The 23,730-nt window shown below is 72.2% G+C and carries 22 protein-coding genes; 10 read left to right on the forward strand and 12 right to left on the reverse strand.

The genetic code is table 11. The annotated features are described in order from the left end of the window. Window positions 1–71 precede the first annotated feature (71 nt). From M1R94_RS01990 to M1R94_RS02000, 3 genes are all read right to left on the reverse strand, one after another. Window positions 72–1,454 carry a mannitol dehydrogenase family protein gene (locus M1R94_RS01990; RefSeq protein ID WP_249379996.1) on the reverse strand — a complete coding sequence of 461 codons (1,383 nt, stop codon included), beginning with the start codon at window positions 1,452–1,454 and terminating at the stop codon, window positions 72–74. Beyond that, the gene (uxaC, locus tag M1R94_RS01995) at window positions 1,451–2,872 is read right to left on the reverse strand and encodes a glucuronate isomerase (protein WP_249379997.1); all 1,422 of its coding nucleotides are present in this window, start codon (window positions 2,870–2,872) and stop codon (window positions 1,451–1,453) included. Before uxaC ends, M1R94_RS01990 begins: the two co-directional genes overlap by 4 nt. Before the next feature lie 170 nt (window positions 2,873–3,042). Beyond that, window positions 3,043–5,445: a glycoside hydrolase family 3 protein gene (locus M1R94_RS02000; RefSeq protein WP_249379998.1), complete on the reverse strand. Its 2,403-nt coding sequence runs from the start codon at window positions 5,443–5,445 to the stop codon at window positions 3,043–3,045. A 303-nt stretch (window positions 5,446–5,748) separates the two neighbouring features. Between M1R94_RS02000 and manD the strand changes: the two genes are divergently transcribed. Continuing rightward, a complete protein-coding gene (manD, locus tag M1R94_RS02005; protein WP_249379999.1) occupies window positions 5,749–6,987 on the forward strand; it encodes a D-mannonate dehydratase ManD in 1,239 nt (412 codons plus the stop codon). Window positions 6,988–6,999: 12 nt separating this feature from the next. Here manD and M1R94_RS02010 read toward each other — a convergent pair whose 3' ends face one another. Beyond that, on the reverse strand, window positions 7,000–7,326 hold the full coding sequence (locus tag M1R94_RS02010) for an adenine nucleotide alpha-hydrolase family protein (protein ID WP_249380000.1): 327 nt from the start codon (window positions 7,324–7,326) through the stop codon (window positions 7,000–7,002). A 180-nt stretch (window positions 7,327–7,506) separates the two neighbouring features. Here M1R94_RS02010 and M1R94_RS02015 point away from each other — a divergent pair, with 180 nt between their 5' ends. The 5 genes from M1R94_RS02015 to M1R94_RS02035 all read left to right on the forward strand — a co-directional run bounded on the left by M1R94_RS02015 (window position 7,507) and on the right by M1R94_RS02035 (window position 12,901). After that, window positions 7,507–8,595: a LacI family DNA-binding transcriptional regulator gene (locus M1R94_RS02015; RefSeq protein ID WP_249380001.1), complete on the forward strand. Its 1,089-nt coding sequence runs from the start codon at window positions 7,507–7,509 to the stop codon at window positions 8,593–8,595. 91 nt (window positions 8,596–8,686) lie between these two features. Continuing rightward, on the forward strand, window positions 8,687–9,733 hold the full coding sequence (locus tag M1R94_RS02020; RefSeq protein WP_249380002.1) for a TRAP transporter substrate-binding protein: 1,047 nt from the start codon (window positions 8,687–8,689) through the stop codon (window positions 9,731–9,733). A 46-nt stretch (window positions 9,734–9,779) separates the two neighbouring features. Next, a complete protein-coding gene (locus M1R94_RS02025) occupies window positions 9,780–10,277 on the forward strand; it encodes a TRAP transporter small permease (protein WP_249380003.1) in 498 nt (165 codons plus the stop codon). A gap of 8 nt (window positions 10,278–10,285) precedes the next feature. Beyond that, window positions 10,286–11,599, forward strand: coding sequence for a TRAP transporter large permease (locus M1R94_RS02030; RefSeq protein ID WP_249380004.1), 1,314 nt, complete (start codon window positions 10,286–10,288; stop codon window positions 11,597–11,599). Between the two features lie 108 nt (window positions 11,600–11,707). Further along, entirely contained in the window at window positions 11,708–12,901 is a 1,194-nt protein-coding gene (locus tag M1R94_RS02035) for an NAD(P)/FAD-dependent oxidoreductase (protein ID WP_249380005.1), read from the forward strand. Between the two features lie 93 nt (window positions 12,902–12,994). Here M1R94_RS02035 and M1R94_RS02040 read toward each other — a convergent pair whose 3' ends face one another. Continuing rightward, on the reverse strand, window positions 12,995–13,654 hold the full coding sequence (locus M1R94_RS02040; protein WP_249380006.1) for an exonuclease domain-containing protein: 660 nt from the start codon (window positions 13,652–13,654) through the stop codon (window positions 12,995–12,997). Window positions 13,655–13,874: 220 nt separating this feature from the next. Between M1R94_RS02040 and M1R94_RS02045 the strand changes: the two genes are divergently transcribed. The 4 genes from M1R94_RS02045 to M1R94_RS02060 all read left to right on the forward strand — a co-directional run bounded on the left by M1R94_RS02045 (window position 13,875) and on the right by M1R94_RS02060 (window position 17,399). Then, window positions 13,875–15,128 (forward strand): EAL and HDOD domain-containing protein, encoded by a 1,254-nt coding sequence (locus tag M1R94_RS02045; RefSeq protein ID WP_249380007.1) that lies wholly within the window; start codon window positions 13,875–13,877, stop codon window positions 15,126–15,128. A 103-nt stretch (window positions 15,129–15,231) separates the two neighbouring features. Beyond that, window positions 15,232–15,822 carry a carboxymuconolactone decarboxylase family protein gene (locus M1R94_RS02050; RefSeq protein WP_249380008.1) on the forward strand — a complete coding sequence of 197 codons (591 nt, stop codon included), beginning with the start codon at window positions 15,232–15,234 and terminating at the stop codon, window positions 15,820–15,822. Further along, window positions 15,819–16,691 (forward strand): RNA polymerase sigma-70 factor, encoded by an 873-nt coding sequence (locus M1R94_RS02055; protein WP_249380009.1) that lies wholly within the window; start codon window positions 15,819–15,821, stop codon window positions 16,689–16,691. Before M1R94_RS02050 ends, M1R94_RS02055 begins: the two co-directional genes overlap by 4 nt. A 129-nt stretch (window positions 16,692–16,820) precedes the next feature. Continuing rightward, complete coding sequence (locus M1R94_RS02060) at window positions 16,821–17,399, forward strand: DUF7010 family protein (RefSeq protein ID WP_249380010.1); 579 nt, start codon at window positions 16,821–16,823, stop codon at window positions 17,397–17,399. A gap of 59 nt (window positions 17,400–17,458) precedes the next feature. Here M1R94_RS02060 and M1R94_RS02065 read toward each other — a convergent pair whose 3' ends face one another. The 7 genes from M1R94_RS02065 to M1R94_RS02095 all read right to left on the reverse strand — a co-directional run bounded on the left by M1R94_RS02065 (window position 17,459) and on the right by M1R94_RS02095 (window position 23,726). Then, the gene (locus M1R94_RS02065; protein ID WP_249380011.1) at window positions 17,459–18,763 is read right to left on the reverse strand and encodes a DUF4921 family protein; all 1,305 of its coding nucleotides are present in this window, start codon (window positions 18,761–18,763) and stop codon (window positions 17,459–17,461) included. Between the two features lie 43 nt (window positions 18,764–18,806). Next, window positions 18,807–20,375, reverse strand: a complete 1,569-nt coding sequence (locus M1R94_RS02070; RefSeq protein WP_308199860.1) for an outer membrane protein assembly factor BamB family protein — start codon at window positions 20,373–20,375, stop codon at window positions 18,807–18,809. 154 nt (window positions 20,376–20,529) lie between these two features. Next, a complete protein-coding gene (locus M1R94_RS02075; protein WP_249380012.1) occupies window positions 20,530–20,847 on the reverse strand; it encodes a hypothetical protein in 318 nt (105 codons plus the stop codon). A gap of 5 nt (window positions 20,848–20,852) precedes the next feature. Further along, window positions 20,853–21,476 (reverse strand): hypothetical protein, encoded by a 624-nt coding sequence (locus M1R94_RS02080; protein ID WP_249380013.1) that lies wholly within the window; start codon window positions 21,474–21,476, stop codon window positions 20,853–20,855. After that, entirely contained in the window at window positions 21,473–22,339 is an 867-nt protein-coding gene (gene eutJ / locus M1R94_RS02085; protein WP_249380014.1) for an ethanolamine utilization protein EutJ, read from the reverse strand. Before eutJ ends, M1R94_RS02080 begins: the two co-directional genes overlap by 4 nt. Beyond that, on the reverse strand, window positions 22,333–23,112 hold the full coding sequence (locus M1R94_RS20645) for a hypothetical protein (protein WP_249380015.1): 780 nt from the start codon (window positions 23,110–23,112) through the stop codon (window positions 22,333–22,335). Before M1R94_RS20645 ends, eutJ begins: the two co-directional genes overlap by 7 nt. Continuing rightward, entirely contained in the window at window positions 23,109–23,726 is a 618-nt protein-coding gene (locus M1R94_RS02095; protein WP_249380016.1) for a cupin domain-containing protein, read from the reverse strand. The genes M1R94_RS20645 and M1R94_RS02095 overlap by 4 nt, the downstream gene beginning before the upstream one ends. Window positions 23,727–23,730 lie beyond the last annotated feature (4 nt).

Consider the following 23,730-nt stretch of genomic DNA (forward strand, 5'->3'; position numbering starts at 1 on the left):
CCTGCAGACGGCCACCGGAACCGCACCCTACGCCGGATGTGCCGGACCGCGAGACGGTGCGGGCCGCCTGCTCACCGGCGCGAGAGGGCCTGCGCGTGCTCGATGACGGCTGCGACCAGGGCGTCGTCGTCGGCCAGCGACCCGTCCAGGCCGCTCAGCACCCGGTGCACCGCCGTCGGGAGCGGGCCGGAGACCTGCTGCACGAGACCGGCCGCGCCGGGGTCGGTCACGGCGCACCCGTCGCCGCGCAGGTGCAGCACCCAGGCTGCGAGGGCCCGGGCGGCCCCGTCCGGCATCCGTCCGGCGGCCCGCTCGAGGCGGACCGTGGGCAGGATCCGCACCGGGACCTTCTGCGAGCCGTCGGCGGCGATCTGCTCCAGGCGGTGCCGGATGGCCGGGTTGCCGAACCGTTCGAGCAGCGCGGTGCGGTAGGCCGCGACGTCCGCGGCAGGCAGCGTCAGGTGGGTCGACGCCTCGTCCCACCACTCCTCGACCCACCCTCGGCACGTGTCGTCGGCGACGGCCTCGGCCACGGTCGCGTGCCCGCGCAGGGGGCCGGCGTAGGCGAGCAGGGAGTGGGCACCGTTGAGCAGCCCGAGCTTGCGGGCCTCGAACGGGTGGATGTCGTCGGTCACGACCGCTCCGGCACCGGCCCACCCGGGGCTGCCGGCCGCCAGCTCGCCGCTGAGGACCCACTCGCTGAACGGCTCGGTGACGACGGGGGCACGGTCGTCCACCCCGGTCTCGGCGCGGATGAGGGCACGGTCGGCCTCGGTCGGCTCGGGCGTGATCCGGTCGACCATGGTCGTGACCCAGCCGACGTTGCCGTCCAGCCACCCCACCAGGGACGGGTCGACGAGCTCGGCGAAGCGACGCGTCACGCGGGCGACGACAGCCCCGTTCTCCGGGAGGTTGTCGCACGGGATCACGCTGATCGGGCCGGCGTCGGCCCGTCGTCGGGCCAGGAGCCCCGCGACGAGGCGTCCCGGCGCGGTGCGGACGCCCGCCGTCGGGTCGTCGCGCAGCGCGCGGACCTCGGCCTGCACCGCGGGCCGCGTCTCGTCGAGACCGCCGTCGGCCCCCCGCAGGTACCCGGCCTCGGTCACCGTCGAGGTGACGATCCCGACCCCCGGGTCGGCGAGGTAGCGGAGCCAGGCACCGTGGTCGGTGGCCGCGTGCGCGGCGACGACGGAACGGACGACCTCGAAGTGGTCGCCGTCCCGGCCGCGGGTGTCCAGCGTGTAGAGCCCGTCCTGGGCGGCCATCGTGACCGCGAGGTCGGGGCTGCGGCCCGTAAAGGCGGCGATGCCCCAGTCCCCCGCGTCCGCCGCACGGTGGGTGTACCAGGCCTGGTGGGCCCGGAAGAAGTTGCCGAGCCCGAGGTGCACGTGCCGCACGGGCGCGGCGGGAGCGGTGCGTCGCAACGCTGCCCCGTCGGGGGTGGTCGGGCTCACAGGCCGAACACCTCCCTCGGCCGACCGGTCACGAGGTCCACGGCGGTCTCCTGCGCCTCGTCCTCGTCGAGCCGGTGCTCCGCGACCAGCTGGGCCAGGTACCCGCTGTCCAGACGACGGGCCATGTCGTGGCGGGCCGGGATCGAGCAGAAGGCACGCGTGTCGTCGATGAACCCCGACGTCTTGGTGAAGCCGGCCGACTCGGTGATCGCCGCGCGCCACCGGCGCACGGCCTCCGGGGCGTCGAGGAACCACCACGGCGCCCCGACGTAGACCGACGGGTAGAAGCCCGCGAGCGGTGCGAGCTCACGCGAGAACACGGTCTCGTCGAGGGTGAAGAGCACCAGCGTGAGGTTCGGGTGCGTGCCGAACCTCTCGAGCAGGGGCCGGAGCGGGTCGGTGAAGTCCCCGCGCAGCGGGATGTCGTGCCCCGTGTCGGCGCCGAACCTGGCGAGGGTCGGACCATGGTGCCCGCGGCGGACCCCCGGGTGCAGGGTCATCGTCAGGCCGTCCTCGGTCGACATCCGCGCCATCTCCAGCAGCATGTGCCGGCGCAGGGCGACCTCGTCAGGGCGGGAGGAGCGACCGGCCACGGCGTCGCGGTAGATCCGGTCGGCATCGGCGGCCTCGAGCGGGTCGGTCCGCGCATCCTGGTGGCTGTGGTCCGTCGAGACCGCACCGTGGGCCTTGAAGTAGGCCCGGCGCGACTCCATCGCCTCGACCCACCCTGCGTAGCCGGCGGTGTCGACCCCCGAGACTGCTCCGAGCCGGACGACGTCGTCGGACCAGGCGGGGGCGCCGACCTCCAGGTACCGGTCGGGCCGGAAGGTCGGGATGACCCGGCCCGTCCACGTCGGGTCGGCCACCAGGGCCTGATGAGCCGCGAGGTCGTCGGTCGGGTCGTCGGTCGTGGCGAGGACGGCGATCCGGAACTGGTCGTACAGGGCGCGCGGCCGGTACGCGGGCTGGGTGAGGCGCTCGGCGATCCGGTCGTAGATCTCGTCGGCGGTCTGCGGGCCGGGTCGCACCGTGATGCCGAAGATCTCGGCGAGCTCGGACTCCAGCCAGTACCTGACCGGGGTCCCACGGAACACGTGCCAGTGCGAGCAGAGCCGGCGCCAGACCTCCCGTGCCTCCTCGGGCTCCAGGGGTCCCTGCCCGACGCCCAGGTCCGAGAGCGGGACCCCCGAGGCGTGCAGCAGGCGGGTCACGTAGTGGTCGGGCGTCACGAAGAGCGCTGCGGGGTCGGTGAACGGGGTGTCGTGCAGGAGGGTGGCCGGGTCGACGTGCCCGTGGGGAGAGACGATCGGCAGGTCGCGCACGGCCGAGTACAGCCGGCGGGCGATCCCCAGCGCGGTGGGATCCGCCGGCAGGAGGCGGTCGGGGTGCGGGGCCAGGTGCGCGGTCGGGCTGCTCATGGAGCGAGTCTGATCCGCAGAGCAAGAGGACGACAACCGCTTGCCATCAGTTGTCTCAGGGACGCAGTGGGCCTCGCCGCACGACCGCTCCCGGGGCCCCGACGCTGCGAGCACGCACGAGCGGGGCCCCCACCGGCTGGTGAGGGCCCCGCGCGTGCGACGGCTCGCGGCTAGGAGCCGGACCCGTAGGTGAGCCCGTGACCGAACGGGTAGAGCGCCCCGTCCGTGGTCTCGTCGTAGCCGGGCAGGTCGCTGTCCTGCTCCTCGATCGCCTGGCGGGTGCCCGCCAGGGCGAAAGGCATCCGACCCTGGGGGGCGACCTCACCGGACAGCACGTCGAGCAGCGCTCTGTCGCCGACCCCGAACCCGGCCACGATCGCGCCGGCGTCCCGCAGCCCGCTGGCCTCGTCCAGCACGTAGGGCTGGCGGAAGTACACGTGCAGGATCACCGAGCTCGGGTCGTCGACCTCGGCCATGACCTGCTGGACCACGTCCAGGGACGGGGTGACCTCCCAGGACGCGGCCTGCTGCATCCCGGTGAAGTCCAGGAGGCTGGTCTCCCACGGGAAGGAACCACCGAAACGCAGCGTGTCGTCCGTGCAGCTCGCCGCACCGTAGGAGACGCAGGCGTCGGACACCCCGTACGGGCTCTGCCCGTCGAGACCCGCGAAGCCCTCGAGCTCGATGGGGTTGACGTACGCAGGGTTCAGCCCCGTGGCAGGGTCGTCGCTCCGGTAGGCCCCCGTGGCGGCCCGGCTGGTCCCGGCGGTCAGCGAGATGATCACCCGGTCGTGACCGGCCGCGCTCGGCCGGTCGGCAGCGTCCGGGGTGTTGCCGTCGGTGACCTGGTAGCCGTAGCTCCGGACCGTCTCGGCGTCGAAGGCGCCGAGCAGGTAGACGTCCGAGCCCGCCGGGAGCGGGAGCGCAGGGTCACCGTCGACGGTCTCCTGGTTCTGCAGCAGCACCAGGGAGTCACGCTGGACGTCCAGGCCGACCTCGCGGTTGGCCTGGCTCCCGACGGTCGCGGTCGCGTCCTCGACGTCGACGTACGGGTTCTCGAACAGACCCATGCGGATCATCGGCTCGAGCAGCCGCTGCGCGGCCAGGGTCACGCGGTCCTCGCTGACCAGCCCGGCATCGACCAGGTCGATGATGGTCTGCACGTCGTTGAACCCGGACAGCGTGTCGGTGCCGCTGTTGATCGCCGCGGCGACCCGCTCGGGCACCGTGGCCTCCTCCAGTCCCCAGGCGCGGTCGTTGATGATCCCCGTGTCGGAGTTGACGTACCCGGTGAAGCCCAGGCCCTCGCGCAGCAGTCCGTTGATCGTCTGGTCCGAGAAGGCGAAGCCGACCTCGTCGTAGGCGACGCCGTCGTGCTGCACGTCCACCGGTATCCCGTAGTACGGCATGATCGCCGAGACCCCGGCGTCGATGGCCGCCTGGAACGGCTTGAGGTGGTAGCCGAACCCGTCCCCGGGGTAGACCTGCGTCTTGCCGAAGGCGTAGTGCGGGTCCAGGCCCAGCTCCTGCGGGCCCCCTCCGGGGAAGTGCTTCATGGTCAGCGCGACATCGGACCGGGGGCTCAGCGAGCTGCCCGACCTCGTGTCCATCGGGCCCTGGAGCGTCCGGACGAGCTGGCCCATGATGGCCGCACCGGCGTCCGCGTCCTCGGTGAAGGTCTCGTGCGTGCGGTACCACCGCGGCTCGGTCGACAGGTCCGCCATGTACCCGTACATCCCGCGCAGGCCGATCGAGCGCCACTCCTCGCCCATGACAGCGGCGAAGTCCTCGACCACCGACATGTCCCCGGTCGTGGGGGCCGTCCCGGTGCGTGCTGCCTCGGCGCCGAGCGCCGCCGCAGCGATGCCCGCCTCCTTGGGGAAGGGGGTCATCGAGCCGGCGCTCTCGTTGATGCCCACACGGGCGTCCGGGTCGATGTGGTTGCGCGCGTTCGACTTGTACAGGACCGGGATCCCCAGCCGCGTGGACTCGGAGAGCTCCTGCATGCTGTTCATGAAGGTCGCGGCCTCGGCCGGCGTGACACTCGTGCTGGCACCGAAGCCGCTGCCGGGGCTGCCGCAGACCGCGCGGTCCTCGCTGGTCACGGTGTTGCGGAAGATGAACCGGTGCATGTGCTGCACGGTGACGTAGCTCTCGGCGTTCGGGCCGAGGACACCACGCTGCCCCGTCGTCTGGTCGCACTCGGCGTTGAGCGTGTCGATGAGCATGAGGCCGGCCTTCTCCTCGAGCGTCATCCGCTGCACGAGGTCCGCGACCCGCGCCTGGACCGGCTTGCGCCAGTCCTCGTAGACGTCGATCCGCCCGTTGGCGTTCAGGTCCCGGAACTGACGCTGGCCGTGCCTGAGGATCGGCTTGACGCGGGACTCGACCTCGGGGGCCCAGCGTCCACCGGCGTGGGAGTGAGCAGGCGGGGCGTCACCGCCCCGACCGGGCGGGTCGCCGACGCGGTCCGGCGGCGCGGCCAGTGCGCCTCCCGCCACGGCGACCACGAGAGGAACCGCGAACGCCAGCCCGGCAAGGCGCCGGCTTCTCGAACCCAGGGTTGTCCACATGTGCGTGTCTCCTTCGACATCGATGAGCAGTCGCGTCTCGGATGCGCTGCCGGTCAGCGTCGGCCGATCTCGGCCGGGAGCTGGTGGGCCCATTCTTGGCCGGGCCCGGACGTGCTGGGCAACGAGTTGCCACGACTTGTCACGGCGCCCGTGACTGACTCGACGAGGGCGGCACCTCTCGGCGAGGCCTGACGACCTCGACATCGCGACGTCCCGGCGGCAACCGACGGCAACCGCTTGTCACCCCGCCGGCCCAAGGATGGACTGGCGATCCCGACCCCTACCACCTCCGGGAGCAGGACCATGAGGATCGTTGCCGCCGACGTGATCGTCACGAGCCCCAACCGCAACTTCGTCACGCTCAAGATCACCACCGACGACGGTGTGACCGGGCTGGGCGACGCGACGCTCAACGGCCGTGAGCTCGCCGTGGTGAGCTACCTGCGCGACCACGTCGCACCGTTGCTGATCGGCATCGACGCCCACCGGATCGAGGACACCTGGCAGTTCCTGTACCGCAGCGCCTACTGGCGGCGCGGGCCGGTCACGATGGCCGCGATCGCCGCGGTCGACGTCGCCCTGTGGGACATCAAGGCCAAGGTCGCGGGCATGCCGCTCTACCAGCTCCTGGGCGGGGCTTCCCGGACCGGCCTGCTCGCCTACGGGCACGCCTCGGGCAAGACGCAGGACGAGCTGTTCGACTCGATCCGCGAGCACCAGGAGCAGGGGTACAAGGCGATCCGGGTCCAGACCGGGGTGCCGGGACTGAAGTCCATCTACGGCATCGCGTCCAACGCGACGTTCGAGGCCAACACCGGCACCCGCTACGACCACGAGCCCGCCCAGCGTGGCGCCCGCCCCGCCGAGGAGGACTGGGACACCCGCTCCTACCTCCGGCACCTCCCGACCGTCTTCGAGGCCGTCCGCCACGAGTTCGGCCCCGAGCTGCCCCTGCTGCACGACGGGCACCACCGGATGACACCCATCCAGGCCGCCAAGCTGGCGAAGTCCCTCGAGCCCTACGACCTGTTCTGGCTCGAGGACATCACCCCTGCCGAGAACCAGGAGGCGCTGCGGCTGGTCCGGCAGCACAGCACCACGCCTCTGGCGATCGGGGAGATCTTCAACACCGTCTGGGACTACCAGACGATCATCCGCGAGCAGCTGATCGACTACGTGCGCTCGGCCGTCACCCACACCGGGGGCATCTCCCACCTCAAGAAGGTGCTCGAGTACGCGGCGCAGTACCAGATCAAGTCCGGCATGCACGGTCCCACCGACATCTCCCCCGTCGGCATGGCCGCCGCGATGCACCTGGGCCTGGCGATCCACAACTTCGGCATCCAGGAGTACATGCAGCACGGCTCGAGGACCAACGAGGTCTTCCAGCAGTCCTTCACGTTCACCGACGGCATGCTGCACCCCGGGGACAACCCGGGCCTGGGCGTCGAGCTCGATGTGGACGAGGCGGGCAAGTACCCCTACGAGCAGGCCTACCTGCCGTACAACCGGCTCGCCGACGGGACCGTCCACGACTGGTGAGCACCGCTGGCCCTAGGCAGCCGGCGGGGTGGGCACCCCGGGCGCCGGGGTGCTGTCGAGCGGTCGCGTGCGGCTCGAGCTCTCGATCCCGACCAGGTCGATCGCCACGAGGGCGAACCCCGCGGACCGCACCGCCCGCAGCACCTCCAGACGCAGTGGCTGAGCGGACACGGTGGTGATGTCGGCGATCGGCACCTCGAGCCGAGCCAGCTCCCCGTGCGGCTGGACCCGCACCGCGTCCAGCCCGAGCCGGCGCAGCTCGGCCTCCGCCGCGTCCACCTGCGCCTGCACCTGCGCCGAGGCGTCGGAGGACGACGAGGGCGGGAGGGACGTGGTCATCTCATGATCTCCGGTGGTCGGCCGCTGACGGTGGTCGCTGCCATTGACCATCCTCGGCCCGATCGGTAGCAAGCGGTTGTCGTGACTTGCCGCGCAGCCAGGGCGCACCCGACCGGTCCCACCGGCGACAAGGGATGGCAATCGGTTGCTGCCCCCCACCGGTCGGCGTAGCGTCCAGGCATGGACGAGGAGCCGGGCTGGCGCCGGCAGGCGAGCCCGACGATCTACGACGTGGCCAAGGCGTGCGGGGTCGCGCCCTCCACGGTGTCGCGAGCGTTCTCGCGACCAGGACGCGTCAACGCCGAGACGGCCGACCGCATCCGCCGGGTCGCCGCCGAGATGGGATACCGCACGAACCCGCTCGCCCGGGCGCTGCCCACCGGGAAGACCTCACTGCTCGCGCTGCTCGTCGCCGACGTCACCAACCCGTTCTTCTTCGAGATCATCCGCGGGGCGCAGGAGGCCGCCCGGGTGGCCGGGTACACGATGCTCGTCGCCGACGTGGAGGAGTCGGCCGAGGCCGAGAAGGAGGTCCTGGACCGGGTCGTCCCGCTCGTCGAAGGCATCATCCTGGCCACGTCACGCCTCTCGGACTCCTCGATCCGCGTGACCGCCAAGCAACGACCGACGATCGTGCTCAACCGGGTGATGACGGACATCCCCAGCGTGGTCACGGACAACGCCCGCGGCATGCGACGAGCCGTGGAGCACCTCGCGGAGCTGGGGCACACGACGATCACCTACGTCGCCGGCCCGGAGGCCTCCTGGGCCGACGGCATGCGGTGGCGGTCGCTGCGGGAGGCAGCCTTCGAGCTCGAGCTGCAGACCCGCCGGATCGGCCCCTTCTCCCCCACCCTCGCCGGTGGCCTCGCGGCCGCACGCACCTTCGACGACCGCCCGACGAGCGCCGTCATCACCTACAACGACCTGCTCGCGATCGGCATCATGCGCGGGCTGACACTGATGGGGGCCCGGATCCCCGCTGACGTCAGCGTGATCGGCTTCGACAACATCTTCGGGTCCGACTTCTGCACACCGCCGCTGACCACCGTCGCCGCGCCGCTGCGCAACCTCGGGGCGTTCGCCGTCAAGACGCTGCTCGCCCAGCTGGCGCCGAACGCGCCGCGCGGGCTGCGTCCTGCGCTGCTCCCGGCGCAGCTGATCGTCCGGGAGTCCACGGCCCGCAAGGGCCCCCGACTCGCCCCGTGGGCGACCGCCGCACCTCCCCCGCAGCGCAGCGTGACAAAGGATGGCAACTGGTTGCCGTAGGCGCGGGCCGGGTGTCTCAATGAGGTCAGAAGTGAGCCACCAGGGCCCACGCCGAGCGACCGCAAGCGCTCCGCAACGTCGAGGAGACACCATGAAGATCACGACACGAGTGGCCGCCACCGCCCTGACGGGTGTGGTCGCGCTGGCCTTGACCGCGTGCGGGGCGGACGGGAGCGCCGGCAACGACACCGCCGGCGGTGACGGCAACGGGCAGACCTCCGCAGGCTCCACGATGCGCCTGGCCCTGAACCAGACCGAGGAGCACCCCTCCTACGTCGCACTGGCGAACTTCGGCGAGCGCCTCTCCGAGGCGACCGAGGGTCGCTGGCAGATCGACGTGTTCCCGAACGAGACCCTGGGCGCCCAGCAGGAGGCCCTGCAGCTGGTCAGCGACGGGACCGTGGACCTGGCGATCGTCTCCGGTACCCAGCTGGAGAACCTGAACAGCGACTTCCTCGTCTTCAACCTCCCGCAGGTCTTCGACTCCGTCGAGCACCAGATGGGCGTCATCCACGACCAGGAGATCGTCGGCGACCTGTACACCTCGCTCGAGGACGGCAGCAGCATCACGGTCCTGGGTGGCTTCACCCAGGGCGCCCGGAGCATCTACACGAACTTCGGCCCGGTCCAGACCCCGGCCGACCTCGCGGGCAAGAAGCTGCGCGTCCAGGAGAGCGACCTGCACATCGCGATGGCCGAGGCCATGGGCGCCTCGGCGACCCCGATGGCCTTCGGCGAGCTCTACACCGGCCTGCAGGCCGGTGTCGTGGACGCGGCCGAGAACAACGAGGTCTCGTTCTTCACGCAGAAGCACTTCGAGGTCGCACCGTACTGGTCCTCCACCAACCACCTCGTCGGGCTCGACTACCTGGTGATCAACTCCGACCTGGCCTCCTCGATGTCCCCGGAGGACCGCGCGGTGTTCGATGCCGAGTGGACCGCCACGCACGAGGAGCACACCGAGCTGTGGACGACCGCGACCGAGGACGCGATCACCCAGGCCGAGGCCGGCGGGGCCACGTTCACCGAGGTCGACGAGGCAGCCTTCCGTGAGGTCCTGGCGCCCCTGGCCGACCAGTTCATCGAGAACGAGGTCCAGCGGGCCCTCTACGACGCCGCGCGCACCGCGGCCGAGTGAGCCCGGGCTTCCGGACGACGAGACGAAGGGCAGAACCGTGCATGCCGTGAAGAAGACCTTGGACAGAGCACTCGCCGCGATCTGCGTCGTCCTGTTCGCGCTGCTGGTGCTGACGGTGGTGTGGCAGGTCTTCAGCCGCCAGGTGATCAACAACCCGAGCACCTGGTCCGAGGAGGCCGCGCGCTACATCTTCGTGTGGCTCGGGTTCTTCGCCGCAGCCCTGGTCTTCTCCGAGCGGGGGCACATCGCGGTCGACTTCGTCGTCCGGAAGCTCCCGGCCCTGGTCCAGCGCATCATCGCGGTGCTGGTCCAGGTCCTCATCATCGCCTTCGCCGTGATCGGCCTGATCTGGGGCGGCTGGCGGGCCTCCCAGGGGGCATGGGGCACCAACCTCACCGCTCTGCCCACCCAGATCGGCGTGATGTACCTGGTGATGCCGATCACCGGCGTGCTGATCACGATCTACGCGCTCTACCACGTGGTCGAGGTCCTGCGGGGCACAGAGGCGCCGATCGAGCCCACCGACGACGCCGAAGCGATCTAGGAGCCCTCATGGAACCCGCAACCCTCGCCGGGCTGATCCTGCTCGTCGGCATCGTCGTCATGATCGCCCTGAGCGTCCCGATCGCCGTGGCCATCGGCCTCTCGGCCATCTTCGCCACCGTGGCCCTGCTGGGTCTGGACGGCGCCGTCCTGGCGAGCTCCCAGCGCATGTTCACGGGCATCAACTCGTTCCCGCTGCTCGCGATCCCCTTCTTCATCTTCGCCGGCGTGCTCATGAACAACGGTGGTATCGCCGGCCGGCTCATCGACGCCGCCAAGGTGCTCGTCGGGCGGGCACCGGGCTCTCTCGCGCAGACCAACGTCGTGGCGAACGCCATGTTCGGGGCCGTCTCGGGTGCGGCGGTCGCCGCCGCGGCCGCCGTCGGGACGGTCATGGGGCCCCGGCAGCGCAAGGAGGGCTACGACCGGGCCTTCTCCGCCGCGGTCAACGCCGCCTCGGCCCCCGCCGGGATGCTCATCCCGCCGAGCAACACCTTCATCGTGTACTCCCTGGTCAGCAGCACCTCGATCGCCGCACTCTTCATGGCGGGCGTCGGGCCCGGCGCGCTGTGGGCGGGTGCATGCATGGTCGTGGTGCTCCTGTACGTCCGCAAGCACCCCGAGCTCAAGGTCACCGACCGGGTCGGCCTGCGCCAGGGGCTCGTGGTGCTCTGGAAGGCCGTCCCCTCGCTGATGATGATCATCATCGTGATCGGCGGGATCCTCTCGGGCGTCTTCACCGCGACGGAGTCCGCCGCGATCGCCGTCGTGTACTGCCTGGTGCTCGGTTTCGCCTACCGGATGCTCAAGGTCAGCGACCTGCCGCGGATGCTGCTGGACGCCTCCCGGACCACCGCGATCGTCATGCTCCTGGTGGGTGTCTCCTCGGCGCTGTCGTGGATCATGTCCTTCGCCCGGATCCCGGACATCATCTCGGCGGCGATGCTCGGGCTCACGGACAGCCCCACGCTCATCCTGATCATGATGATGATCATCCTGCTCCTCGTCGGGACCTTCATGGACCCGACACCGGCCATCCTGATCTTCACCCCGATCTTCCTGCCGATCGTCATGCAGTTCGGGATCAGTCCCGTCCACTTCGGCACGATGATCGTCTACAACCTGTGCGTCGGGGTGATCACGCCACCCGTCGGCAACGTCCTGTTCGTCAGCGCGCGGGTCGCGGGCCTGCGTCTGGAGCCCGTGATCTCGAAGATCGTGCCGTTCCTCGTGGCACTGGTGCTGGGTCTGCTGGTCGTCGTGTTCGTGCCCCAGCTCTCGACGTGGCTGCCCACCCAGATGGGTCTGATCAGCGGTCCCTGACGAGCTCTCCGGCAGCGGGCCGGGCGCAGGACCCCAGCGGTCGCGCCCGGCCCGTGGTCGTCCTTATCGTGACGGTCCCGTCCCCGACGAACCGGAGCGTGCCCGGCCATGACCACCGCACCGCACCACGACGTCCTGATCATCGGCGGCGGCAACGCCGGCATCTCCCTGGCCGCGCGGCTGCGACGGGACGGCTGCCGTGACGTCGCCGTCGTCGAACCCGAGCAGACGCACCACTACCGCCCGCTGCTGTCGTACGTCGCCGGCGGCATGGCCACCCTCGACGACCTCCGCCGACCCGAAGCCTCGGTGATCCCGCCCGGCTGCGCGTGGTACGCCGACCACGTCACGGCCGTCGAGCCCGAGAGGTTCATGGTGCGGCTGGCCGGTGGCGGGGAGATCACCTACGGGGACCTGGTCGTGTGCCCCGGCTCGCAGGTCGACTGGGACGCCGTGCCCGGGTCCCGCGAGGCGGTCGCCACCCCGGACGCCTCGACCAGCTACCTGCCCCACCTCGCCGAGAAGACCTGGGCGATGCTCTCCTCGCTGCGCGAGGGGACCGTGGTCCTCGCGGTCTCGGACCGGCACGTCCCGTGCGCACCAGTCGCGCTCAAACCGCTGCTGATGGCGGCCGACCACTGGCGCCAGGAAGGCACCCTCGACCGGATCGCGATCGAGCTCCTGGTGGAGGGAGACCGTCTCGTCGACCACGACCGCGGCGACCGCGAGCTGCGTGCCGCCGCCGCGGGCTACGGCATCCGGGTCCGGACCGGGACCGCCGTCGAGTCCGTGGACCCGCTCGCCCGCGAGCTCCGGGTGCGCACCCCGGCCGACCCCGACCTCGTGCGGTACGACGCACTGCTCCTCGCCCCGCCGCACCGGGCGCCCGGCTGGGTGTCCGCGAGCGGCCTGAGCGGCCCGCAGGCCGACGGGTTCGTCGCGGTCGACCCGCACACCCTCGCGCACCTCACCCACCCCAGGGTCTGGGGGCTCGGGGACGCCGCCGCGGTCGACGCCCTGCCCTCGGGGGGCGCCCTGCGCAAGCAGGTCCCGGTCGTCGCCCACAACATCGCCGCCCGGCGCACCGGGGGTCCGATGCGACGCTACGACGGCTACTCGATCGCCCCGGTCACCACCTCCCGCCGTGACCTGCTGCTCGCCGAGCTCGACCGGGACGGTCGGCCCGAGCCGACCGTCCCGTTCCCGGACCTCGCCCGGCCCCGTCGCAACACGTTCCTCTTCGACCGGTTCCTCGAACCTCACGTCTACTGGCGCTGGCTGCTCACGGGGCACGTGTCCTGACTCGACGCCGTCACCGGCCCGACGACGACCTGCACGGGGTGCGCGAACCGCGCTGGATGCCACGGACAGGCCCTTCGGGAGGTGAGTCGGTCCTCACCACAGGGTCGGCGCGACCGACCCGATCTCCCCGACGGCGGTGCGCTCCCACCTCGAGCGCCCCTGGACCCTGCACGGCCGGCCGTCGGGGTCACGGGACCAGCCGAGGGTCAGCCCGTGCACCTCGAAGACCTCCTCGACCGAGTCGGCCCCGACGTCCTGGGTGATGGCCAGCAGGATCTCGGCCGCGGCGAGCGCGTCCGAGAGCGCATCGTGGTGACGGTCCAGCCGGACACCAGCGGCCTCGGCCACGACGTCCAGCGTGTACGACGGGAGGTCGTAGTGCCGTCGGGCGAGCAGGAGGGTGCACCCGTACCGCAGGCGCGGACAACCGATCGAGGCGCCCCAGGTCGCATCCTGGACGACTCCCAGGTCGAACTGCGCGTTGTGCGCGATCACGGTCGAGCCGAGCAGCCGTGCCTCGATCGAGGGCCACAGCTCCTCGAACCGTGGCGCGTCCGCCACGTCCTTCGCGCACAGCCCGTGGACCGCCGTGTTGCGCAGGTCGAACGAGCCGTACAGGTCGGGTGGCCGCATCAGGCTCGACCAGCTGTCGACGACCGCCCCGGCACGTACCTCGACCAGACCCACGGCGCACGCCGAGCCTCGCGACCCGTTGGCCGTCTCCCAGTCGAGGGCGATGAAGTCCACTGCCACCCCGCGCCCACCCCTCCTGCTCCTGAGATCTCTCGAGCCGCGGAACCCCTCGGAGCGTGCGCGGCACATCGATCATGCCAACGATCGGCCTCTCGCGAGGACGGTTCGACTAGTCCCTCGCGCACCCTGCCCGCCCGGCGGCGAGCGCGTCACCCACCCGCGGCGGCCAACTCCCGCGCCCCGATCGTTCACGTTCCCCCACGCCGGTCGATGAGTCCTGGTGGACCTCACCGCCGTCACCCCGCAGCCGACCGCGGGCTGGGTGCACGTCGCGCGGCAGCCCATCTACGACCGCTCCCTGACGGTCCGGGGTCACGAGCTGCTGTTCCGCGCCCACAGCACCAGCACGGGCGCCGGCCCCGACGCCGGTGACCTGGCCACGACGACCGTCGTCCTGAACACCTTCACCGCCTTCGGGCTGGACCAGCTGGTCGGTGGCGGGCTCGCGTTCGTCAACCTCACGCGCCCGTTCGTCGTCGGCGAGCTGCCGATCCCCTTCGATCCCCACGCGGTGGTGCTCGAGCTCGTCGAGGGAGTGGTGGTCGACGAGGCGGTGCGCGAGGGCGTGCAGCGCCTCCGCGCCGAGGGGTTCGACCTCGCCCTGGACGACTTCCTGTGGGACCAGACGGACCGCGTCGCCCTGATGCCCGACATCACCTACGTCAAGGTCGACATCAGCCAGCTCTCCGCCTCGGCCCTGGCAACCACCGTGCTGCAGCTCCGCGCCCATGACGTGCTGCTGGTCGCCGAGCGTGTGGAGACCGCTGCCGACCTGGAGATGTGCCGAACCCTCGGCTTCGACCTCTTCCAGGGCTACCACCTGCTGCGGCCCGAGACCCTCTCCGCGGTCACCCTGACCCCCGACCGGCTCGCCTGCCTGGGGCTCCTGCACCGGCTCTCCGACCCGAGCCTCACCCTCGAGGACATCGAGGACCTGGTGCACCGGGACGCGGGGCTCACCTACCGCGTGCTGCACGCCGCCAACACCGCGGCCACCGGCCTGCGCCGCAAGCTCGGCTCGGTGCACGACGCGCTCGTCATGCTCGGCACCGAACGGCTCCGCGCCTGGGTGATGCTCCTGGCCTCGGCGGACGCCGGTGGCGGCGACCAGGAGCAGCTCGCCGCCGCGGTGGTCCGGGCCCGCACCTGCGAGCTCCTCGCCGACCGGCTCGACCTGCACCCCGGGGCGGCGTTCACGGCCGGTCTGCTCAGCCGGCTCGACATCGTCCTGGGCGTCCCCCTCCACGCGATCCTGGAGAACCTGTCGCTCTCCGACGAGCTCCACGCGGCGCTGATCGACTCGACCGGTCCGCTGGGTGAGCTCCTGGCCGCGGTGATCGCCTACGAGCGCGGCGTCCCACCCGAGGCGGAGCCCCTCTCGACCGAGCTCGCCGAGGCCTACCTGGTGGCGATCGCCTGGGCGACCGCCACCCTCGCGAACCTCCCCCCGGCCCCGGCCTCGTCCGGAGCCTGAGGCCGGCGCACCGACACCTCGGTGACGGGGCACCTGTCACACCGGAGCCCCCGCCGGTGTCTTGTGTGCGTCATCATCCCCACAGCACGAGGACGTGATCGCCGTGCCCAGCACCTTCCGCATCCCCCCGGCCCCCACGACCGGCCTGTTCGGCACCCTCCTGTCGTTCTACGCCCGGCGGACCTACGGCAAGGTCCCGGACAACGCGTACGTCCTGCTCCACAACCGCAAGGTCCTGCGCGCGGTGATGTCCTTCGAGGGCAGGGTCACGAGGTTCGACCGCCTGGACCGCCACCTCAGGTCCTACGCCGAGATCGCCAGCGCCGGGGTGATCGGCTGCAGCTGGTGCCTGGACTTCGGGTACTTCGTCGCCCACACCGACGGCCTCGACCTGACCAAGGTCCGCGAGGTGCCGCGCTGGCGCACCAGCGAGGTGTTCACCGACGTCGAGCGCGCGGTGATGGAGTACGCCGAGGCGATGTCCACGACCCCGCTCACCGTGACCGACACGATGGTCGAGGGCCTCGTCGACCGGCTCGGTGCCCCCGCCGTGGTCGAGCTGACCCAGGTGATCGCCCTGGAGAACATGCGATCCCGCTTCAACTCGGCCGCGGGCCTGCAGAGCCAGGGCTTCTCCGAGGTGTGCGAGCTCCCGCTGGCCCGACCGGCCGACGGCCTACGCTCGACCTCGTGAACGGCACCGACGCCTTCGTCACCCACCGCAACCTGCTCTTCACGGTCGCCTACGAGATCCTCGGTTCGGCGGCCGACGCCGAGGACGTGCTGCAGGAGACCTGGCTGCGCTGGGCCGACGTCGACCTGGCCACCGTGCGCGACCACCGCGCCTACCTGGTGCGCATCACGACCCGCCAGGCCCTCAACCGGCTGCGGACGATGGCGCGACGTCGCGAGACGTACGTCGGCCCCTGGCTCCCCGAACCGCTGCTCACCGCACCGGACGTGGCCGATGACGTCGCGCTCGCCGACAGCGTCTCGACCGCGATGCTCATGGTCCTCGAGACGTTGTCCCCCACCGAGCGCGCGGTCTTCGTGCTGCGCGAGGTCTTCGACGTGCCCTACGACGAGATCGCCGACGCGGTCGGCAAGACACCGGCGGCGGTGCGCCAGATCGCGCACCGCGCCCGCGAGCACGTGGCGACCCGTCGGCCGCGCGGGTCGGTCTCAGCCGAGCAGCGCCAGGCGGTGGTGGTCCGGTTCGTCGCCGCCGCGACCACCGGCGACCTGCAGGGCCTGATGGAGGTGCTCGCCCCGGACGTCGTCCTGTTCTCCGACGGCGGTGGGCTCAAGAAGGCCGCACGGCGGCCCATCCACGGCCGGGACAAGGTGGTGCGCTTCCTGGCAGGCGTCGCCAAGGACGAGGTGGTCGAGAGGGCCGACGTGGTGACGGTCAACGGCGCGCCGGCCCTCCGGGTGGTGATCGGCGGGGTCGTCGACACGATCGCCTCGTTCCAGCTCGAGGGGGGCCTGGTCACCGCGCTGTACGTGACGCGCAACCCGGAGAAGCTGACGGCGCTCGACCGGGTCGTGGTCCTGCAACGGTGAGCGGGCGATGGTGCTCACCGAAGGCGTCCTTCGCCAGCAGACCGATGGTCCCGGACCTCACCCTGCTCGGCGCGGCACACTGGCCCGATCAGGGCGGCCCATGAACCGACAGCCGCGCGACCACGCTCGGTGACCACCAGCGACCCGCCGACCGGTGAGGGGACCTCGACGTCGATGCTGATCGCCGACGCGCAACGTGACCTCCGCAGGGTCTACGTCGGGGGTTTCTACGGCCAGCTCGTCTCCGGCGCGGTCTGGCTCCTGGCGGCCGCAGCCACGACGTGGGTCTCGACCGCTGCGGGAACGGCCGCGCTGTGGTTCGGCGGGATGCTGATCTTCCCGCTCACAGCTCTCGCGCTGCGCGTCTCGGGCCGAGCGGCGTCCTTGGGTCGGGGCCACCCGTTCGCAGGACTGGCGACCCAGATCGCCTTCACCGTCCCGATCGGGCTCCTCGTGGCCCTCGCACTGGCGACCCAACGTCCCGACCTGTTCTTCCCGGCCGCGATGGTCGTCGTCGGCGCGCACTACCTGCCGTTCGTCTTCCTGTACGGCATGCGGCTCTACGCGGTGCTGGCCGCCGTCCTGGTCCTGGGTGGCGTGGCGCTCGCGGTGTTGCTCCCGGGTCCGGGCGTCCTCGGCGCGTGGGGCACCGGAGCGGTGCTGGTCGTCGCGGCCTTCGCGCTGCGCCACGCGGCCCGCGAGAGCTGAGCCGCAGGCCAGGTGCGCACCCCGCGCGTCGATCACGCTGACAGGACGCAGGCCGCCGCCTACCGCGCGCGCAGCGTCCCCAGGCGGTGACTGCACTCGTCCCCCACCCGCATCGGGGCGATCGCGCCGGCCTCCCTCAGTCGCAGCAGACCGCCGACGACGTCGTCGCGCATCACCGCGGGGTCGACCGCCGTCACGTGGATCTCGGTGCCGGCCTCGAAGCCGGCGAGGTTCGTGTCCCGCCGGGTGAGCACGACGTGCCACGGGAGGGCCTCGGCCGCGCCCGGTGGCCGGTGGAACCAGACCTCGTTGGTCGGGACGTGCACCCCGGTCACCGCGTGCAGGGCGTGCAGCAGGTCGGACACCGCCTGGACCTCGTGCTCACCGTGCTCCCAGGGCAGCCGTGGCGGACCCGTCGCCCAGACCACGAGCGAGGGACGACGGTGACCGATCCCGACGACGGCGACCGCGTGGTCGTTCTCGGCGACCACCAGGCGGTGCTCGGCCGCATGGTCGAGCACCGCGGTGGTCACCAGGTCCGGGTCCTCGCGCAGCCGGCCGAGCAGCCCGTCCAGGAGAGGCCCGTGCTCGTCGACGGCCACGAGCTGCTTGTGCAGGTGGTCGAAGGAGGCTCCGGCCGGTCTCAGCCAGTTCTGGAACGCCGCCACGTAGCAGGCGTGCGGCTGCTCGGCGTAGAGCGAGCGCAGCGCCTCGATCGTGAACGCGACGAAGCCGACGTGCTCCAGGGTGGTCAGCGTCCCCGAGCCCGCGAGCTCGTCGTCGTGCTGCGCGCCGTCCACGAGGTGGCGTCGCGCGACGACGACGTCATGCGTCCCGGCGAAGAGATCCGGTGCCCCGGCGAGCTGCTCCGCCTCGGTCAGAGCGTCCCAGGCGCCATCCCCCACTCCCTCGGCCGCGGCGCGCCGTCGCAGGACGGCCAGGGTGTGGGCACGGCCCAGCGGGTCGGCGGCGTACCGCGCCGCCCGCGCGACCACCGTGGGCGGCAGCACGAACCCGTGGTTGCGGCGCCAGTGGTCGACGGTGAGGATCTCGAAGAGGTTGGCGAACCGGCGGAACTCCGCGGCGCTCGCGACGACCTCGGCGGCCGTGAGCCCGCTGCGCAGCGACCAGCCCGCGGCGTCGCGGACCAGGCGTGACTTCTCCGGCGTGGTCTCCAGGTACCGGTCGGGGCAGAACTCGCACCTGTCGACGGGCCCATCCGGCTCGACCGCACGGCGCCCCACCTGCGGGGTCGCGATCGGTCGGTGCCCGCGCCGCGGCACGCTCCACACCACGGTGCCGGTCAACGGGGAGACCTGCACGGCGGTGCCGTCGGGCAGGCGCACCAGCGGTTCCGGCTGCACGGCCCCAGGGTAGGCGGAACGGCGGGTCGGCGGGCTCTCCTGGTCACCCGAGCCCCACCACCTCGTCACCGGTGGACGCGAGGAGGTGGTGGTCCACCACGGCGAGCGCAACCGTCCCGGGTGGGGCGCCCGCACGCCAGACCACCTCGCCGTCGACGATCCGTCGGGCCTCGAGGAGCAGCGCACCGGCGTCACGCACCGGGAGCACGACGACGGTCCCGTCGGTCAGTGCGGACTCCCGCGTCACGGCCGGCTCGACCGACGCCTCCCACAGGGTCTCGCCGGTCCGGACGTCCAGCGCGGTCACCGTGGCACCGTCGTCCAGGACCATCACACCGTCCACCTGCGCCGTCGCCTGGACCGCGGCGTCTCCCCAGAACGGTCGCGACCAGCGCACCTGACCGGACCTGAGATCCACCCCCCGCAGCCGGTCCCCGCGAGTGGTCAGCACCACGAGCGTCCCGGGTTGCGACGTGTCGGTGAGGGGCGGGACGAGCGGCGGCCCGGCCAACGGCACCGTCCGCGCCGACCCGGTGCTCGTGATGCGCCCCCGGCCCGAACGACCCTCCGGGTACCACGACCACGACGCCCGGGCCCCTCCCGGGAGAAGGTGCTCCTGGTACCGGAGCGGAGCGCGGCGGGCGATCGTCGGATCGACCTCCTCGCCCGTGGCCAGGTCAAGACTCAGGTCACCGATCCTCAGCACGTCCGGTCCACGTCCGACCGCGACCCCTGCGCCCACCTGCCCGGCCTGCGCCGGGGTGGCAGCCACGTGGTCCCAGCGCCACGCCCCCGTCCCGAGGTCCCAGCGGGAGACCCGGACACGACCGTCGGGCAGACCGAGCGCGAGGAGGAGGTCCCGACCGACGGGCTCGGCGGTGAGCAGGACGCCGTCCACGGTGACGTCGTGCACGGTGGTCCCCGTCGCGGAGTCGACGACCACGACCTGGACCCGCGCGGAGTCCTGGCCCGCACCGCCCACGTCGGTGACCCCACCGTCCACGTCGGTCACGCACGCGACCAGTCCGGCCGGACCGTCGTCGACCGGCGCACGGTCAGGCCGCAGCCCCTCGTCCACCGCGAAGCAGCGCCCGGCGTCCGTGGCCCCGCCCACCGACCCCGACGCGACCCAGGTCATCTCACCCGTGGCCGGGTCGAGCCCCTGCAGCACCCCCCGGTCGTCGACCGCCAGGAGCGTGTCCGCCTGGCCGCCCACCCACCGCCCCGGAACCCTCCACACCACACCGGGCGCCGTGGGCACCGCAGCCAGGACACCGGGCTCCGCGACCAGAGCCGCGTGCCGGGCGGCCGACTGCCGCGCGTCGACGACCTGCGTCGCGACCGCCACGACGACCAGGAGCGCCGCGACCACGACCGTCCGCACGACCCGGCGACGCCGCACCCGACGCGCGAGCACCACGCCGCCGCCGGGCTCGTCCGGTGGGGAGAGCGGATGCGGGTCCCCGGGCGACGTCGCACGCCGGTCCATCGCCTCCAGGGCGAGCTGGTGCAGCACCGTTCGTGCCTCGTCGGCGGTGACGTCCTCCTCCTCGATGAGGATGACGTCGACCGCGCCGAGGTCCGCGAAGGACTGCGACCGGTGCCGGCGCACCTCCTCAGGCTACGACCGGAGGGGGCTCGAGGTGCAGGGAGACGCAGCCGATGCCCGGACTCGTCCGCCCACGCTCGGCGGCGGAGCCGCGCTCACGCGGGCCGGCGGGCAGGCGGGCGGGCCGGCCAGACGAGGGTCGTGCACCTGAGGGACGTCAGCCCCGCCGGCGCAGGACCCGCTCGATGGCCGCATCGAGGCCGTCGGGCTCACGGCCGAGCGCTCCGACCACGGCGGCACGCACCTCGGCCCGTTGCTCGGCGGGCAGGGCCGCGACGTTCGGCTCGGTCGCGCACGACCCGGTCGTCCCGGGCGTCGCACCCGCCGTGTCCCGCGCGACGATGCGGAGCCCCCGCTCCCGTGCGCGCTCGCGAGCGAGGTCGGTCACGGTCGTGCGGGAGTCGACCTCGAGCAGCAGCTCGCCCGCGTCCGCGAGCCGGTCGATCTCCGCCCGGGTGATGAACGTGCGCGCCATGATCCTCACATCCCTCGTATCGCCTCGACCGACGCCACCGCGGCGTCCCGTGCGGCCAGGATGTCCGCCTCCCGCCCGGCCATCCACAGCCGGCCGAACCGTCCGACGGACGTGACGTGCATGAGGTTGACCGGGGCCGCCTTCTCCGCCTCGTTGGCCGCCAGGTTGATGTAGGCCGCCGGCGCGACCTCGATGACGAGCATGGTCTGGCCGGCCACGAGCATCGTGCCGCGCGAGAACCGGTTGAGCAGCTGGGCCTGGTACGGGTTGACGTTGGTGATGACCTGCATCGAGGCGATCTCCGGACGGACCCGGTCGGCCAGGGTGCGTCCGAGCTCCTCGAGTGTCACCTCACCGGCCCGCAGGACGTCAGCCTGGGACAGCGAGTGCACCTCGAACATGCCGAACTCGCGCTCGACGACCTGCGCGCCGGGCCGCACGTCGGTGCTCTTGACGACCTTGTCGATCACCCGGAACACCCAGTTGCCGGGAGCCATCTCGACGTAGAGGCTCGCCATCCCCTCGATCGGCGGGTCGCCCTGGGTGATCGCTCCGACGAAGGCCGCGTACTGCGGCTGCATCCGGTCCAGGTGGACGTAGGCCCGGAGCTGGAAGTCGCTGTCGGTCATGGTCTGCCTCCCGACCCGGAGCGCGCGAGCACCGCGGGCACGTCGTGGAACGCGATTCCCAGTGGCGTGACGAAGAGGGGGTTCCCCGGGACGACGGCCCGGATCCCGGTCACCGAGGTCACGACCTGCTCGATGCCGGCGAAGGCGCTCGTGCCACCGACGAGGAAGATCTCCTCGACGTCGTGCCCGGCGAGGTGGCGGGCCACGATCGTCGCGATCTTCTCCAGGACCGGTCGCACCAGGGGCAGCAGACGGTCGTGGTTGGCAGGGTCCCGCTTCATGACCTCGGCCTCGTCGAAGCCGATCCTGTGGTGGCCGGCGATCACCAGGCTCAGGTGCGTGCCGCCGGTCGGCTCGTCGGCGAGCGCGATGACCTCTCCCCCACGAAGCACCGCGGTACCGGTGGTACCGCCGCCGACGTCCACCACCGCGCCGTCGCGCAGCCCCAGGACGGCGTTGGCGGCCGTCGGCTCGTCCACGACGGCCGTGCACTCCAGGCCGGCGGCCTCGACCACGTACCGATGCGCCCTGAGCTCGGTGATCGGGACACCCGGCGGGATGGTCACGGCCGCGGTCACGAGGTCGACACCGATCCTGGCCTCGACCTCGGCCCGCAGCTCCCGCACCAGCGCGACCGCGCCGGCGAAGTCCAGGACGACGCCGTCCCGGACGACCTCTGCGTAGCGGTACGCCCCGGCCACCGGGAGGCCCGAGGCGTCGACGACGAAGAGCACCGTGTACGCGGTGCCGAGGTCGACGCCCACGCGCAACGCACCCTTCGTGGTGACCGGGCCGCGGGCGTGCACCACCGCGTCCGCGGCGTCGAGCAGTCGGCTCAGGTCGGGGTTGAGGGCACTCACCATGGCGACCCACCCGCCGCGACCAGCTTCAGCTCGAGGTAGTAGACGACGCTCGAGAGCCGGTTCAGGCCGTGCACGACCGACGCCCCGTAGGGGTGGTGCGGGGATCCGAAGGCCTCCAGGGCGAGCACCTCGACCTCGCGGACCTCGCAGCGCAGCAGGTTGAGCCAGTGGAGCAGCTCGGGGTCCCCGGCACCGGGCGTGAGGTGGTCCACACCCAGCCGCCCGCGCGGGTCGTGGGTGACGTCGTGCACGGCGGCCTCGTCGAGCCCGTCGACCTCCACGGGCCCGGCTGCCCGCTCGTTGTACTCCGCCGACATCAGCTCGCGGCAGTAGGCGGCCACCGTGCCCAGGTGTCGGGCCAGCTCGGCGCTGCCGGCCTCCCGCGCCCGCGCAGCCGTCAGCAGCGCGAGGGCCTGGAGCGAGTCGACCCGACCTCGAAGCCGGATCCGGGGGTGGGTCTTGGGCGCGAGGTGGCACGCGTCGAGCTGGGTCAGGGCATCGGGCTTGACGTCCACCGGCCCACCGCACGTGGTGCAGGTCGGGGTGGCCGTCCCGAGGCGCACCGGGAAGGTGCTCGGCCGGTCCCACGAAGCGCGCCCCGCCGGTCCGGCGCGGGGACTCTCGACCGGGTCGGCCTCGACCAGGACCAGACCCCAGTGGGCGACCAGGTCCTGTGCGGACGGCGAGAGGGTCGCGCCCCTGGGCACGGTCACCTGCGCGCCGGCGCGCGGCTGACGCAGCTGCTCCCGAAGGGCCGACTCGGTCACGATCACGTGGAGCTCGCCTCCCAGTCCGCGGGGTACGTGACGTACAGGAACCTGGCCCACGAGGGTGTCCCGAAGGTGATCGCCGTGCCCTTGGGCACGTACAGGACGTCTCCCGGTCGGCCCACGACGGTGCCGTCGTGGGTGCCGATGTGCAGCTCCCCCTCGATGACGTACTGCACCTCGTCGTAGGTCAGCGTCCACGGGAAGCAGCCGCGCGTGAGGGTGAGGAAACCGGCCGCCATGGGTGCGCCGTCGGCCGCGGTGATGACGTCCACCGCGCGCACCTCCTGCCCAGGCTCGGGGCCCGGGTGCGTGAACGGTTCGAGACGCACGTCCCGTGCGTCGACGTGGCGCACGCCGCGACCCGTGCCGGGACCACCGACGGCTCCGGCGGTCCCGGCCCCGAGCACCGTGGTGACGATGCGCCGGACCTCCTGCTCGAGCGATCCGGAAGGAGCCACCGGAGCACCCGTCGGGACCTGCTGGCGCAGGGTCACCCCGAGCTCGCGCGCGGTGTCGCGCGCCAGGGCGGTCACGATCGTCCCGCGCGGCGCGTCGATCTCACGTCGCCCCGCGGCAGCCGCCGTGCGCACGTCGGCCGCCGTCAGGGCACGCCTCACCGAG

Origin of the sequence: Actinotalea alkalitolerans (assembly GCF_023369855.1) — a bacterium.
In the GTDB taxonomy this organism is placed as follows: Bacteria; Actinomycetota; Actinomycetes; order Actinomycetales; family Cellulomonadaceae; genus Actinotalea.

What these genes read in the sequence shown, in the direction of transcription:
- uxaC (WP_249379997.1), bottom strand. Translation starts at nt 2,872, where the DNA reads ATGAGCAGCCCGACCGCGCACCTGGCCCCGCACCCCGACCGCCTCCTG.
- M1R94_RS02000 (WP_249379998.1), bottom strand. Translation starts at nt 5,445, where the DNA reads ATGTGGACAACCCTGGGTTCGAGAAGCCGGCGCCTTGCCGGGCTGGCG.
- manD (WP_249379999.1), top strand. Translation starts at nt 5,749, where the DNA reads ATGAGGATCGTTGCCGCCGACGTGATCGTCACGAGCCCCAACCGCAAC.
- M1R94_RS02010 (WP_249380000.1), bottom strand. Translation starts at nt 7,326, where the DNA reads ATGACCACGTCCCTCCCGCCCTCGTCGTCCTCCGACGCCTCGGCGCAG.
- M1R94_RS02015 (WP_249380001.1), top strand. Translation starts at nt 7,507, where the DNA reads ATGGACGAGGAGCCGGGCTGGCGCCGGCAGGCGAGCCCGACGATCTAC.
- M1R94_RS02020 (WP_249380002.1), top strand. Translation starts at nt 8,687, where the DNA reads ATGAAGATCACGACACGAGTGGCCGCCACCGCCCTGACGGGTGTGGTC.
- M1R94_RS02030 (WP_249380004.1), top strand. Translation starts at nt 10,286, where the DNA reads ATGGAACCCGCAACCCTCGCCGGGCTGATCCTGCTCGTCGGCATCGTC.
- M1R94_RS02035 (WP_249380005.1), top strand. Translation starts at nt 11,708, where the DNA reads ATGACCACCGCACCGCACCACGACGTCCTGATCATCGGCGGCGGCAAC.
- M1R94_RS02075 (WP_249380012.1), bottom strand. Translation starts at nt 20,847, where the DNA reads ATGGCGCGCACGTTCATCACCCGGGCGGAGATCGACCGGCTCGCGGAC.
- M1R94_RS02080 (WP_249380013.1), bottom strand. Translation starts at nt 21,476, where the DNA reads ATGACCGACAGCGACTTCCAGCTCCGGGCCTACGTCCACCTGGACCGG.
- eutJ (WP_249380014.1), bottom strand. Translation starts at nt 22,339, where the DNA reads ATGGTGAGTGCCCTCAACCCCGACCTGAGCCGACTGCTCGACGCCGCG.